The sequence below is a fragment of the Streptomyces lydicamycinicus genome, assembly GCF_000829715.2.
Taxonomy (GTDB): domain Bacteria; phylum Actinomycetota; class Actinomycetes; order Streptomycetales; family Streptomycetaceae; genus Streptomyces; species Streptomyces lydicamycinicus.
The window spans coordinates 1-13,658 of sequence record NZ_BBNO01000002.1 but is presented as its reverse complement, the minus strand read 5'-3'; the positions used below and the strand labels follow the sequence as shown (position 1 = coordinate 13,658).

General features: G+C 72.2%; 12 protein-coding genes. 8 read left to right on the top strand and 4 right to left on the bottom strand.

What is annotated here, in order from left to right:
* The first annotated feature begins 195 nt into the window (after positions 1 to 195).
* The 5 genes from TU31_RS05500 (at position 196) to TU31_RS05480 (ending at position 5,118) form a co-directional block, all read left to right on the top strand.
* A complete protein-coding gene (locus TU31_RS05500) occupies positions 196 to 516 on the top strand; it encodes a peptidase (RefSeq protein WP_042150162.1) in 321 nt (106 codons plus the stop codon).
* Positions 517 to 602: 86 nt separating this feature from the next.
* Positions 603 to 1,157 (top strand): hypothetical protein, encoded by a 555-nt coding sequence (locus TU31_RS05495; protein WP_042150159.1) that lies wholly within the window; start codon positions 603 to 605, stop codon positions 1,155 to 1,157.
* Positions 1,158 to 1,839: 682 nt separating this feature from the next.
* A complete protein-coding gene (locus TU31_RS05490; RefSeq protein ID WP_078885571.1) occupies positions 1,840 to 2,679 on the top strand; it encodes a class I SAM-dependent methyltransferase in 840 nt (279 codons plus the stop codon).
* Positions 2,680 to 2,762: 83 nt separating this feature from the next.
* Complete coding sequence (gene sigJ / locus TU31_RS05485; RefSeq protein ID WP_078885570.1) at positions 2,763 to 3,821, top strand: RNA polymerase sigma factor SigJ; 1,059 nt, start codon at positions 2,763 to 2,765, stop codon at positions 3,819 to 3,821.
* A 166-nt stretch (positions 3,822 to 3,987) separates the two neighbouring features.
* Positions 3,988 to 5,118 carry an NAD(P)/FAD-dependent oxidoreductase gene (locus TU31_RS05480; RefSeq protein ID WP_042150156.1) on the top strand — a complete coding sequence of 377 codons (1,131 nt, stop codon included), beginning with the start codon at positions 3,988 to 3,990 and terminating at the stop codon, positions 5,116 to 5,118.
* Between the two features lie 70 nt (positions 5,119 to 5,188).
* Here the strand turns inward: TU31_RS05480 and TU31_RS05475 are convergent, their stop codons facing one another.
* The 3 genes from TU31_RS05475 to TU31_RS05465 form a co-directional block, all read right to left on the bottom strand.
* On the bottom strand, positions 5,189 to 6,613 hold the full coding sequence (locus tag TU31_RS05475) for a M1 family metallopeptidase (protein WP_245698430.1): 1,425 nt from the start codon (positions 6,611 to 6,613) through the stop codon (positions 5,189 to 5,191).
* A gap of 113 nt (positions 6,614 to 6,726) precedes the next feature.
* The gene (locus TU31_RS05470) at positions 6,727 to 8,304 is read right to left on the bottom strand and encodes a SulP family inorganic anion transporter (RefSeq protein ID WP_245698429.1); all 1,578 of its coding nucleotides are present in this window, start codon (positions 8,302 to 8,304) and stop codon (positions 6,727 to 6,729) included.
* Between the two features lie 224 nt (positions 8,305 to 8,528).
* Positions 8,529 to 8,930: a hypothetical protein gene (locus tag TU31_RS05465; RefSeq protein ID WP_042150150.1), complete on the bottom strand. Its 402-nt coding sequence runs from the start codon at positions 8,928 to 8,930 to the stop codon at positions 8,529 to 8,531.
* 296 nt (positions 8,931 to 9,226) lie between these two features.
* On the opposite strand from TU31_RS05465, the gene TU31_RS05460 reads away from it, so the two are divergent.
* From TU31_RS05460 to proC, 3 genes are all read left to right on the top strand, one after another.
* Entirely contained in the window at positions 9,227 to 10,024 is a 798-nt protein-coding gene (locus TU31_RS05460) for an ABC transporter ATP-binding protein (RefSeq protein WP_042150146.1), read from the top strand.
* Complete coding sequence (locus TU31_RS05455; RefSeq protein ID WP_042150143.1) at positions 10,021 to 10,800, top strand: ABC transporter permease; 780 nt, start codon at positions 10,021 to 10,023, stop codon at positions 10,798 to 10,800. The genes TU31_RS05460 and TU31_RS05455 overlap by 4 nt, the downstream gene beginning before the upstream one ends.
* A gap of 101 nt (positions 10,801 to 10,901) precedes the next feature.
* Entirely contained in the window at positions 10,902 to 11,711 is an 810-nt protein-coding gene (gene proC / locus TU31_RS05450) for a pyrroline-5-carboxylate reductase (protein WP_042150140.1), read from the top strand.
* A 56-nt stretch (positions 11,712 to 11,767) separates the two neighbouring features.
* Here the strand turns inward: proC and trpS are convergent, their stop codons facing one another.
* Positions 11,768 to 12,787, bottom strand: a complete 1,020-nt coding sequence (gene trpS / locus TU31_RS05445; RefSeq protein WP_042150137.1) for a tryptophan--tRNA ligase — start codon at positions 12,785 to 12,787, stop codon at positions 11,768 to 11,770.
* Positions 12,788 to 13,658 lie beyond the last annotated feature (871 nt).

Below are 13,658 nucleotides of genomic sequence, written 5' to 3'. Positions count from 1 at the left end.
TACCCGTGCCATTCGGTCGCAAGTGCGACGCGCGGAGCCTAGTCGATAGCGCGTACGAGATGAACGAGGCTTGCTAGCGTGCGCGTTGCGGAGCCGCACCGAGCGGCTTCACGGGGGGCTCCACGAGCCACTCCACGCACGGCCCCTGGGCCGACGTCACCACCATCACCGATCTCATCCACGGGGGAACACGAAATGACCACACAGGACCATCAGGGCGCCGCGGAAGCGGCCGACGGCCAGGCGCTCGCCGCCGTGGCGGGCGGCCTCACCTACCCCATCGCGCCCGGCTACCGCGTCAAGGTCCGCCAGGGCCCCAGCACCGACTCGCCGGTCGTCCGCCAGCTCGCCGAGGGCGCCAGGATCCAGATCCGCTGCCAGCGGCACGGCCAGAAGGTCAGCGGCCCGTACGGCACCTCGGACATCTGGGACAACATCGCGCCCGGCGAGTACATCTCCGACACGTACGTCCGGACCGGCAGCAGCGGCATGGTCGCGCCGCTCTGCACGAGCTGAGGCACGGCGCCGCGGGAGCGTGGAACGGGTGCGCCTCGCGGCCACAGGTCGCCGGGTGACCGGGCCCGCCGGGGATAATCGATGCCATGAGCGATGAGCAGCGGTCCTCGGGGAGCCCGGAGCCCGGCGGCGGCGCGTCCGGCGGGCCCGAGCGACAGGGGCCCGAGCCGGAAGCGATCCGGTTCTTCGGCACCACCTGGCTCCACCACGACGGCGGCTACGGCCTGCGCCGGGCCGGCGTCGCGGTGGGCTCGCTCGCGCTCGCCGCGGCCGGCGCGGCCGTCCTGCGCTTCGCGTTCCAGGGCCTGGAGATCGCCGACGTCGGCCCGTTCGTCGGCATCCTCGTCGTCGCCGGCTTCGCCATCTGTAGCGCGCTGGCCTTCCGCCGTACCTGGGACGGGTTCGTCCGCCGCCCCGACCCGGCCGCCGAGAGCGCGGCCGACAGGTCCGCGCAGAGCCTGATGTTCATCGGCTTCATCGGCTCGCTGCTCGCCTACTTCTGCCGCAGCCTTGTCGAGGCCCCCGGGGAGAAGCTGCACCGCACCGAGTACGCCGCGGCCCGCGCTTGCTACGAGCGTCGTCGTGGCAGCCGCACCGGCAATCCGGCGGCGCGGAAGTCCCGGCCGAAGAAGCGGCGTTGAGGCCGGCGCTTCTTGTTGTTTGGTTGCGGGTTTGTCTGCGGGTGGGGTGTGGCTGGGCGCGCCGTTCCCCGCGCCCCTAAGGGGGCGCCGTACGTTGTTCGGTGCGGCGCCGTGGTGGCTGGCGCCGGGCGGCTTGTGTGGTTGCCGCGGGGGTCGGAGGGGACGCACCGGGGCCCGTCCTCGGCGCGGGCGACGCGGGTCCACGCGTTTGATTACCCCGGCGTTTGCTCCGGTCCTGCGGGCGGGCCCCGGTACATCCCCTCCGACCGTCCGGCGTTGCCGACTGCCGGCCGGTGGCACCGCCCGTCACAGACCACCTCGACCCGCGCCCAAGCAGCGGCGGACAGCTCGGCCAGATGCCTGCCAAGAGGTGCTGCTGCATCGCCGTAACGGTGATCCGTACGGCGGGTCAGTCGCGCATGCACGGTGGTCGGAGGGGATGTCCGGTGCCCCGCCCGCAGGACCGGAGCGAACACCGGGGCTCCAACCTCTGGGACCAGGGCCGCCCGCGCCGAGGACGGGGTACCGGGCGTCCCCTCCGACCCACCACCCACAAGCCGTAGGCGAACGGCGCCCAGCCACCGGCAAACCCGCACCGGCGCCCAGCCACCGGCAACCCGCCCCCACCCCAGCCACCGGAAACGCCACGGCCGAAGACCCCACCTCGGGCAGGATGACCCGTATGCCGAAGAGCTCCCAGCGCGACCAACGCCCCCTGGAAAACCAGCCGTTAGAGCCCGCTTCGACACCACAGCACGCCACCCTCGCCCGGTCCTTCGACGCGGTGGCCGCCCAGTACGCCGCCGCCCGCCCCGGCTATCCACCGGCGCTCTTCGACGCGATCGAGGAGCTGGCCGGGCTGCCGCTGGCGGGGGCGCGGGTGTTGGAGGTCGGGGCCGGCACCGGCATCGCGACCCGGCTGCTCGCCGAGCGTGGCGCGCGGGTCACCGCCGTGGAGCCGGGCGCCGCCATGGCCGCCGAGCTGCACGCCGCCCACCCCGCCGTCCCCCTCGTCCGCGCCCTCGGCGACGCGCTGCCGTTCCGTGACGACGCGGGCTTCGACCTCGTCGGCTACGCACAGGCCTGGCACTGGACCGAACCGGCCCGTTCCGTCCCGGAGGCGCTGAGGGTGCTGCGCCCCGGCGGCGCGCTCGCCCTCTGGTGGAACGTTCCGAACCCGGACGTCGACTGGGCCGCTGAACAAGAGGCCAGGATCGCCCGTCGTCTACCGGGCTACCACGCCCACAGCGTGGCGCCGGAGGCCCCCGACCTGATCCGCGGCCTCGGTCTCGGCCTGCACCCCGTTGCCCAGGTCCTGCACTGGACCCGGCGGGTTCCCGTCGACACCCACCTCGCGATGCTGGGCAGCCGTTCGTACTTCTCCGCCATCGGCCCGGCCGCCGCCGCCCCCGTTCTCGCGGCCGAGCGGGAAGCCCTGCGTGACGTCTTCCCGGACGGCATCGTCGAGGAGGCCTACGCGCTCGACCTGACTGTCACACTCCGGCCGCCCGCTTCGTCCTAAGGGGGTGCAGGGCCGACGCGGTGCGGTGTTGTACAGGTGGTGGAACGACGTGACGGCGGGAACGGACCACAGGGGAACGGACGATGACGCAGCAGGAGCAGGAGCAGGAGCAGGAGCAGGAGCAGGAGCAGGAGCAGGAGCAGGAGACGAGGACCGAGCCGGGGCCGGAGACGGGAGCTGCCGCAGGGGCGCCCGGACCGGCGCCGGCCACCCCCGCCGCCGACCGCCTCGCGCAGTTCGAGGAGCAGCGCGGCCGGCTGTGGGCCATCGCCTACCGGATCATGGGCACGGTCACCGACGCCGACGACGCGGTCCAAGAGGCCTGGTTGCGCTGGCAGGCGTTGCCCGGTGAGCAGGTGGTGGCCAGCCCGCGCGGCTATCTCACCACCGTCGTCAGCCGCATCTGTTACGACCTGCTGGGCTCGGCCCGCGCCCGCCGCGAGACGTACGTCGGGCCCTGGCTGCCGGAGCCGCTGCTCCACGGCACCGGCGGGCCACTGACGCTGGGCGGCGCGGCCTCCGCGGGACCCGGCGGTCCCGAGGACCGGGTCACCCTCGACGAATCCGTCGGGATGGCGCTGCTGACCGTCCTGGAACGGCTCACCCCGGCCGAACGCACCGCCTTCATCCTCCACGACGTCTTCGCGGTCCCCTTCCCGGAGATCGCCGAGGCGGTCGGCCGAACCCCGGATTCCGTACGGCAGTTGGCCTCCCGCGCCCGCAAGCGGGTGCGGGCCGAGGCGCCGCGCCGCAGCGTCGACCGGGCCGAGCACCGCCGCACCGTCGAGGCATTCCTCTCCGCCGTCATGGGCGGCGATTTCGAGGCGCTGCTGTCCGTGCTCGACCCCGAGGTGGTCTGGCGTACGGATGGTGGCGGCAAGGTGTCCGCCGCGCGCCGGCCGGTGCTGGGCCGCGAGAAGGTGGCCCGCTATGTGCAGGGCCTGGTCAAGCGCGGCGCCCAGCGGGAGGGGCTGCGGGTCGCGCTGACGGAGGTCAACGGCGCCACCGGGCTGGTCTTCGTGGACCCGGCGGGGGAGCAGTCCGGGGTGTTCGCCTTCACCGTCGACGACGGCCGGATCACGGAGGTGGATGCCGTCGTCAACCCCGAGAAGCTCGGCCATCTGGACCTCGACGGGCTCTGATCCGGCCGGTCGCCCCGGGGTGGTCGGCCCCGGCCGCCCCACCCCACCGCTCGCCGCCCCACCCCACCCCGCCCCCATGTCACACCCCACCGCCCCACGTCGTCCCCCTCGTGGCGCCGCCACCACCCACACCGGCGCCCCGGACCGACCGACCTCAGGAGGCAGCATGAAGAGCGTCACGAAGCACGGGGGCTCCCGGGGCCGCAGGGCCCGGGGGAGGGTCGTGGTCCTCGGCGGCGGTTACGCGGGGACGATGGCCGCGCTCCGGCTCGCCCCGTACGCGCAGGTGACGCTGGTCGACCCCAGTGACCGGTTCACCGAGCGCGTCCGGCTGCACGAACTGGCCGCCGGCCGCCCCGAGGTGAGCCACGCGCGGGCCCGGATGCTGCACGGCACCGGCATCGAGCATCTGGCCGCCCGCGCCACCTCCCTCGACCCGGACGTCCGCGCCGTACACACCGACAGCGGCCGCACGCTCCTCTACGACCGGCTCGTCTACGCCTTGGGCAGCCACACCGATCCGCGCGGTATCGGGGAGCGGGCCTTCACCGCGGAGAGCGCCGCCGCCCTGCACAAGCGGCTGGTGGACGGGCCGGGTGCGCTGACCGTGGTCGGCGGGGGGCTGACCGGCATCGAGATGGCCACCGAGATCGCCGAGTCGCACCCGGAGTGGCGGGTCCGGCTGGTTACGGGCGGCGAGCTCGGCGGCGGTCTGTCGGTGCGCGGCCGGGACCATGTCCGTACCGTCCTCGACCGGCTGCGCGTCCGGGTCGAGGAGGGCCACCGGGTCGACGACGGGGACGCCGTCGATGCCGACGCCGTGGTGTGGGCCGGGGCGTTGCGGGCCACCGGCGGTCTCGCCCAGGACGCGGGGCTGGTCACCGAACCGGTCACCGGCCGGCTCCGGGTCGACGCGCGGCTCCGCTCGGTCAGCCACCCCGACATCTACGCCGCGGGCGATGCCGCTGCGGCCCGTACGCCCCGCGCCGGTGCGCTGCGGATGTCCTGCGCGGCCGCGCTGCCCACGGGCTCGTACGTGGCCGGCGCCATCGCCGCCGAGCTGCGCGGCGCCGAGCCCCGGCCGCTGTCGTACGGCTTCTTCGTGCAGTGCGTGAGCCTGGGGCGGCATGACGCCCTGATCCAGTCCGTACGGGCCGACGACACTCCGCGCGAACGCGTCCTGACGGGCCGCCCGGCCGCCCGGGTCAAGGAACAGGTGGTCCGCAACGCCGTCCGCGTCCTGCACCTGGCGGCCCGCCGCCCGGGCGTCATCCCGCTGATCCCGGGCATCGGCTAGGCGGGTGCGGAGGGCCCGGGGCAGGCCGGCGGGACCGCCGCGTTCCGGGCCCGGTCCGGCCACCGCCCCCTCAGTCCGTCAGCTCCGGCTTCCCCTTCTCGTACAGCCACTTCTTGAAGAGCGGCTCCAGGTCCACATCCGTGCGGTCCTGGCAGAAGTCGATGAAGTCCTGTGCGTCGGCGTTGCGGTAGCGGTACTTGGTGGGCCACTCGCGCAGGATCGTGAAGAAGGTCTTGTCGCCGACGGCGTTGCGCAGCTCCTGGAGGAGCATCGCGCCCCGCTCGTAGACGGGGGTGCCGGTCACATTCTTCGCCTGGCCCGGTTTGCCCGGCGGGAAGGCCCAGCGCTTCGGGTCCGTGGTGTCGTCGTAGAGCGCGTCGAACTGCTCCTGCGGGGTCTTGCCGCCCTCACGCTCCTCCCACAGCCACTCGGCGTAGGTCGCGAAGCTCTCGTTGAGCCAGGCATCCGCCCAGGTCTTCGGCGTCACCGAGTCGCCGAACCACTGGTGGGCCATCTCGTGCACCACGGTCGCGGTGTCCGGCGCCCCCGCATAGACCGGCTTGGTCTGGGACTCCAGGGCGATCCATTCGATCCGTTTCGGGGTGTCGTCGACGATCGCGCCCGCGGAGGGGAAGGGGTACGGCCCGAAGAGCTTGCTCTGCCACTTCACGATCTCCGGCAGCTTCTCCAGTGCCTCCTTGCTGGCCTTCGCCTCCGCCGGGTCCACCGCCACATACAGCGGCAGCCCCTCGGGCGTACGGGAGGTGTGGACCTCGAACCTGCCGATGGTGGCCGTCGCGAGATAGCTGGCCATCGGCCGGCCGCTGTGCCAGCGGAAGGTGGTCCGGCCCCTGGCGGTCCGCTCGGATCGCAACTCCCCGTTGGCGACGGCGGTGTAGCCCTTCGGCACGGTGAGGGTGAAGTCGTAGGTGGCTTTGTCCCGGGGGTGGTTGTTGCCCGGGAACCACGTCATGGAACCGGCGGGCTCACCGGAGACGAACGCCCCGTCGCGGGTCTTGACCCAGCCCTCGGTCGACTTGTCCGGGTCCTTCAACTCCTGCGGGGTGCCGTCGTAGTCGACGCGGGTACGGAATTCCGCGCCCTTGCGCAGCACCTCGGCCGGCCGGACGGTCAGCTTGTGTCCCTTACGGGAGAACTCCGCCTTCTCGCCGTCGACCTGGACCTCCGTCACCCGCAGCCCCTGGAGGTCGAGCTGGAAGGACCGCAGATCCGCCGTGGCCTCGGCGGTGAGGTCGGCGGTCGCGTCCAGATGCCGCTTCTTGATGTCGTAGTCGAGGTCGAGCCCGTAATGGCGCACCTGGTAGCCGCCGTTGCCGAGCGACGGGAAGAGCGGGTCGCCCACTCCGCCGCTGCCCGCCGCGCCCCGTACACCACCGGTGCACGAGGAGAGCAGCAGGGCGACGGAGAGGGCGGCGGTCGCACCGCAACTGCGAAGGGGCCGGCGGTTCACAGCACTCCCGGGGTCGGCGGACATCAGCGTCCCGACCCTACGGTCATTTCCGCGCGCACACCGGCCCTTTACCGCGCGACCGTCCTACACGGCCGTTCCTACGCGGCCGTCCTGCCCGGTTATCCCACGCAGCCGTTCTACGGGGCGACGGACGGAGCTTCCTTCCGGGCGGTCCCGTCCGGGCCCCGGCCCCGGCGCTGTTCCTCCCAGGCACCGAGCGCGGCCGCGCAGGCATGGTCGAGATGCCGCAGCCCGGTCAGATCCAGCTCGACCTCCCGGTCCTTGGGCAGCGCCTCCAACTGGTCGAGCAGTTTGGGCAGCCGGAGGAAAGTGGCATTGCCGAGGGCCCGTACGCGGATCGGGCGCCGGATCCCCGGACCGGCCGGTGCCCCGTCGCGCGCCGCCGGCTCGTCCAGCCCCACGATCTCCAGGTGGACGTGCGAGGTCTCCCACGCCGACTTGGCGACCGCCATCAGCAGCCCCAGCAGCACCCCCTCGAACATGTTGGTGGCCACGATCGCCACCGCCGTCGCCGCGAGCACCACGGCCTCACCCCGGTGCTCCCGCCACAGCGGACGCCACTGCTTCACCGGGATCAACTTGCCGCCCGCATGCACCAGTACGCCCGCCAGTGCCGCGAGCGGCACCACGCCCAGCGCCGCCGGGAAGGCCGCCGCGAAGACCAGCAGCCACACCCCGTGCAGCACCCGCGAGGCCTTGGTCTGCGCCCCGGCGAACACATTGGCGGAGCTGCGGACGATCACCGCGGTCATCGGCAGCGCGCCGAGCAGCCCGCAGACGGTGTTGCCCGCGCCCTGCGCCATCAGCTCCTTGTCGTAATCGGTCTTCGGGCCGTCGTGCAGCCGGTCCACGGCGGCCGCGCTGAACAGCGACTCCGCCGACGCGATCAGGGCGAACGCCAGCACCGTGCCCAGCGCACCGGCCAGTGCCCCCGCCTCCGTCAGCCGCGCGAAGTCCGCGCCGCCCGGTGGCTGTACGACTTCCAGCAGACCCGCCACTTCCACCCGGGCCACCGGCAGGTCCAGCACGAACACCACGACCGTGGCCAGGGCCACCGCCACCAGCGGCGCTGGCAGCACCCGCGCCGCCCGCCGCCACTTCGGCCACAGCACCAGCAGCACGATGGTGCCCGCGCCGACCGCCAGCGCCGACAGCGCCGTAGCGGATCCGGCGGTGTCCGCCGCGAGGTCCGGCAGCCCGGCCAGATTCGCCGGCCCGTTGCCCGGCGCCCGTGCGTCCACCAGGGCGTACAACTGCCCGGCGATCAGCACCAGCCCGATGCCCGCGAGCATGCCCTGGACGACGGCCACGGAGATCGCCCGGAACCAGCGCCCCAGCCGGAGCGCGCCCATGGCCAGCTGGAGCAGCCCGGCGAGCAGTACGAGAGCGCCGAGCGCCCCGACACCGAATTCCTGCACGGCCTCGTAAACCAGCACGGTCAGCCCGGCGGCCGGACCGCTGACCTGGAGACTGCTGCCCGGCAGTAAGCCGGTGAGCAGCCCGCCGACGATTCCGGTGACCAGCCCCAGTTCGGCCGGTACTCCGGAGGCGACGGCCACCCCGACACACAGCGGGACGGCGACGAGAAAGACGACCAGCGAGGCGGTGAAGTCGGCGCGCCAGACCGACAGCGTGTGCCGTGACGGTATGGAGGGCCGGGACGGGCGTTGTCGGGCAATACGGAACCTACGCATGGGGATGCCTCCAGCGAGTGCGAGATGCGGTGGCGCACGGGTACGCACGGATACGCACGAGCGGACGCGGGGCGGTACGAGCAGCCGGCCGGCGACCACCGCGACTGGTCTGTGCGGTCGCCTGCTGCCGCGCACTGCCCGCGCGGTGCGCGCCATGGGGAAATGACGGCTGGATCCGTCGGATGCGCGGGCCGGGGGAGGCCCTTGGGGGCAGCTCTCAGCGCTCAGCAGCGGAACACGGCGTGCTGGACCGGAAGTTCACCGGATCTCGACACGGGTACGGCCTGCCGGCCGGTCAGCGGGGCGGTCAGGTGCAGACCGCCCCCGGTCCGGGCCGGTGCGGCGGTCGAGACGGTGGTGAGCGGGGGCGTCGGTGCGGACACCGAGGCCGTGGACCGTCCGTCGCGGCGCGGCGGGCAGCGGTCGCTGCCGGATTCGGAGTCCTCGGAGGAGTCCGATGCCCAGGGGGTGGGGCCGGGGGGACCGGTACGGCCCACTCCGTTCGTGGCCGGCGCGGCCGTCGCACGTTCCCCGTACACGCCCTCCGCACCCATGGGCAAGGCCAGCAGGACAGCCATGACGATCAACAGGAGCCGGCCGAGGCCGCGGACCCGGATCTTCGCCATCGTCGCCCCTTCCGGTGCGCCTGGACAGGTCATCCCATTGTGTCCAAGCGGACATGCAGGACCGGCAGTCGGTTTGTAACCACCCTGTAAACGCGGAGTTATCGACCAAGAACGGCTGGTTTCTTTCACTACGGCGCCCGCCGGTGCGCGGAGATCCTCACCATGCGCCGCTTCCGCACCACGCCTGGCCGGATCACCACCCCCATGTCCCCACCCCTCTGCCGTCCTCGCGGCGCAGACCCTCCATCCCGTCCCCACCCTTGACGCCCCACCCCGCCCGGCGCATTATTCATCACATGATGAATTATGGCGTCGACCCCGCCGTCCACGCCCGCGACCTCACCGTCGTCCGAGGCGGCCGCACCGTCCTCGACGCCCTCGCCTTCGACGTGCCCCGCGGCCAGGTCACTGGCCTGCTCGGCCCCTCCGGCTGCGGCAAATCCACCCTGATGCGCGCCCTCGTCGGCACCCAGGCCAAGGTCACCGGCACCCTCGACGTCCTCGGCCGGCCCGCGGGCGACCCCCGGCTGCGCCCCCGTATCGGCTATGTCACCCAGGACCCGTCCGTCTACGACGACCTCACCGTCCGGCAGAACCTCGACTACTTCGCCGCCGTCCTGTACCCCGGCCGGTCCGCCCGCGGCCTGCGCCACGAGCGCATCACCCGCGCCATCGAGGACGTCGACCTCACCCGCCACGCCGACGCCCTCGCCGGCCGGCTCTCCGGCGGCCAGCGCAGCCGGGTCTCCCTCGCGGTGGCCCTGCTCGGCGCCCCGGAACTCCTCGTCCTCGACGAGCCCACCGTCGGCCTGGACCCCGTACTCCGCCGCGACCTGTGGAACCTCTTCCACACCCTCGCCGCCGACCGCGGCACCACCCTCCTGATCTCCTCGCACGTCATGGACGAGGCCGAGCGCTGCCACCGGCTGCTCCTGATGCGCGAGGGCCGCCTGCTGGCCGGGGGCACCCCCGGCGCCCTCCGCGACCGCACCGGCGCGGCCACCGTCGAGGCCGCCTTCCTCCACCTGGTCGACGAGGCCGCGGCGGCCACCCGGCCACCGCACCCCAGCACCCCCCAGGAGTCCGCGCGATGACCACCACGCCCCGCACCGCGGCACCCGCCCCCGCGCCCTTCTCCCCGTCCCGCACCCTGGCCACCGCCGCCCGGGTCCTGCGCCAGCTGCGCCACGATCCGCGCACCATCGCGCTGATGCTCGTCGTCCCCTGCGTGATGATCGCCCTGCTGCGCTACGTCTTCGACGACCGCCCGGCCACCTTCGACGGCATCGGCGCCTCGCTCCTCGGCATCTTCCCGATGATCACGATGTTCCTGGTGACCTCCATCGCCACCCTCCGCGAACGCACCTCGGGCACCCTGGAACGCCTGCTCGCCATGCCCCTCGGCAAGGCCGACCTGATCAGCGGCTACGCCCTCGCCTTCGGCCTGCTCGCCATCGTGCAGTCCGCCCTCGCCACCGGCCTGTCCGTCTGGCTCCTCGGCCTCGACGTCACCGGCTCCCCCTGGCTGCTCCTCCTGGTGGCCGTCCTCGACGCCCTCCTCGGCACCGCCCTCGGCCTGTTCGTCTCGGCCTTCGCCGCCTCCGAATTCCAGGCCGTGCAGTTCATGCCCGCCGTCCTGATGCCCCAGCTGCTGCTCTGCGGCCTGTTCACCCCGCGCGCCACGATGCAGCCGGCCCTGGAGGCGCTCTCCGACGTCCTCCCGATGTCCTACGCCGTCGACGGCATGAACGAGGTCCTCCAGCACCCCGACATCACCGGCGGCTTCGTCCGCGACGCGGCCGTCGTCACCGGCTGCGCCCTGCTCGTCCTCGCCCTCGGCGCCGCCACCCTCCGCCGCCGCACGGCGTGACGCACGCACCGCCGCTGTGGGACAGCCGACCCCCGAGCCGGACCCCCGCGGTGCGAGGATGGCCGCAAACGCCCAGCGCAGCGGAAAGGTGAACCCGCACGATGACCCAGAAGGTCGCAGTACTCGGCACCGGAAAAATCGGCGAAGCCCTGCTCAGCGGAATGATCCGGGGCGGCTGGGCACCCTCCGACCTGCTGGTCACCGCCCGCCGCCCGGAACGCGCCACACAGCTCCATGAGCGCTACGGCGTCGAAGCGGTCAGCAACGCCGAGGCCGCCAAGTCCGCCGACACCCTCATCCTCACCGTCAAGCCCCAGGACATGGGCAGCCTGCTGCGGGAGCTGGCCCCGCACGTCCCCGCCGACCGCCTGGTCATCAGCGGCGCCGCCGGCATCCCCACCTCGTACTTCGAGGAGCGCCTGGCCGCCGGCACCCCCGTCGTCCGGGTCATGACGAACACCCCCGCCCTCGTCGACGAGGCGATGTCCGTCATCTCCGCCGGCAGCCACGCCAACGGCGCCCACCTCACCCGCGCCGAGGAGATCTTCTCCGGCGTCGGCAAGACCCTCCGCGTCCCGGAGTCCCAGCAGGACGCCTGCACCGCGCTCTCCGGCTCCGGCCCGGCCTACTTCTACTTCCTCGTCGAGGCCATGACCGACGCCGGCATCCTCCTCGGCCTGCCCCGCGACAAGGCCCACGACCTCATCGTGCAGGCCGCCATCGGCGCCGCCGTGATGCTCCGCGACAGCGGCGAACACCCCGTCAAGCTCCGCGAGAACGTCACCTCCCCGGCCGGCACCACCATCAACGCCATCCGCGAACTGGAGAACCACGGCGTACGCGCCGCCCTCATCGCCGCCCTGGAGGCCGCCCGCGACCGCAGCCGCGAACTGGCCTCCGGCAACGGCTGACCCACGACCGCCACCGGGGGCGCGACGGCCACCGCGCCCCCGGCACGTCCGCCACCTCACCCCGCGGGCAGCAGCCCCACCGCCTCGAACGCCGCATCCACCCGCGGCCGGGCGAGCGCACGCGCCCGCTCCGCCCCCTGCCGCAGCACCCCGTCCACATACGACGGATCGGCGGCCAGCTCCGCATGCCGCTCCCGCACCGGCCGCAACGTCTCCACCACGGCCTCCGCCACATCCTTCTTCAGCGCGCCGTACGAGTCGTACTCCTCGGCCAGCCGCCCCGGATCACCCCCGCTGCACGCGGCCAGCACATTCAGCAGATTTGCCACCCCCGGCCGCTGCTCCGGGGCGTACACGACATCCCGCTCCGCATCGGTCACCGCCCGCAGCACCTTCTTCCGCACCACCTCCGGCTCATCCAGCAACGAGATGACCCCCGCCGTCCGGGCATGCGACTTCCCCATCTTCGACGTCGGCTCCTGGAGATCCATCACCCGCGCCGCCACCGCCGGAAGCGTCGTCCTCGGCACCACGAACGTCGTCCCGTAGCGCTGGTTGAACCGCTCCGCCAGATCCCGGGTCAGCTCCACATGCTGCGCCTGGTCCTCCCCGACCGGCACCTCATGCGTCCCGTACGCCAGGATGTCCGCCGCCATCAGCGCCGGATACGTCAGCAACGACAGCCGCACACTCCCCCCACGTGCCTGCTGCGCCGCGGCCTTCTCCTTGTACTGGATCATGCGCCGCATCTCCCCGTCGGAGGCCGTGCACTCCATCAGATACGACAGCCGCAAATGCTCATCCACATGGCTCTGGACGAACACCGTGCACAGCTCCGGATCCAGCCCCGAGGCCAGCAGCAGCGTCGCCGCCTGCCGACTGAGCCGCCGCACCCGCGCCGGATCGTGCTCCACGGTCAGCGCATGCAGATCCACCACACAGAACAGCGCCTCCGCCCGGTGCTGGTCCTCCTGCGCCCACCGCCGCACCGCCCCGAGGTAGTTCCCCAGCGTCAGATGCCCCGTCGGCTGCACCCCACTGAAGATCCGCGTACGCCCGCTCGCCGTGATCGCCATCTCGTCCGTCCTTCTCTCCGCACTGCCCAAGGAGTGCGCGTCGGGACCGCCGACCTCACCGGCCGGCTACGAGAGGGAGATACGCAAACGGCCGCCGAAGCGGCGGCCGTCGTCATGCATGCGCTGTGGTCGGCCGCCGTCAGGCGAGCCACCACTGCTGTACGAGCGCATGCGTAGTCATGACCCCCAAAGTACCCCCCACAACCCGCCGTCGTGCGGGTTTGAACAACCCCAACCCCTCGTGTAGTGTCCTCCGAGTTGCCACGGAGCCGACAGGCCCGGGGCAGCCATCCCGCCGCTTCGCGGCACACCACTACTGCACGGCCCCTCAACGGGAACGATTTCGCATGCCGAAATTCGAACCGCGACGTGATTATGCGTCAACGAGGAATTCCGCTAAAGTAGTGATCACGCCGAAAGGCACGGCAACGCAAATTGCCGGACCACGGCGGAACCCCCTTCCGACGGGGATTCGGAAACGAATTCGGACCGGCAACGGACCGAAACGGATCTGATAGAGTCGGAAAGGCCGAAAAGCGAAAGCCAAACGGCCGAGCCCGCTCCAGCAGGGCGCCAGAGACGGAAACGGATCTGGTAAGGTTGGAAACGCGAAGAAGCCGAAAGGCGGAAACGCACCGGCGAAAATCGGGCCCGCAAGGATCTGATAGAGTCGGAAACGCAAGACCGAAGGGAAGCGCCCGGAGAGCCTGGTGAAACAGGCACAAAGGAAGCGTCCGTTCCTTGAGAACTCAACAGCGTGCCAAAAGTCAACGCCAGATATGTTGATACCCCGTCCACCGGAAACATCCGGAGGATGAGGTTCCTTTGAAAAGCCCATCCCGCCCATGTGGTGCGGATGGCACACACAGCG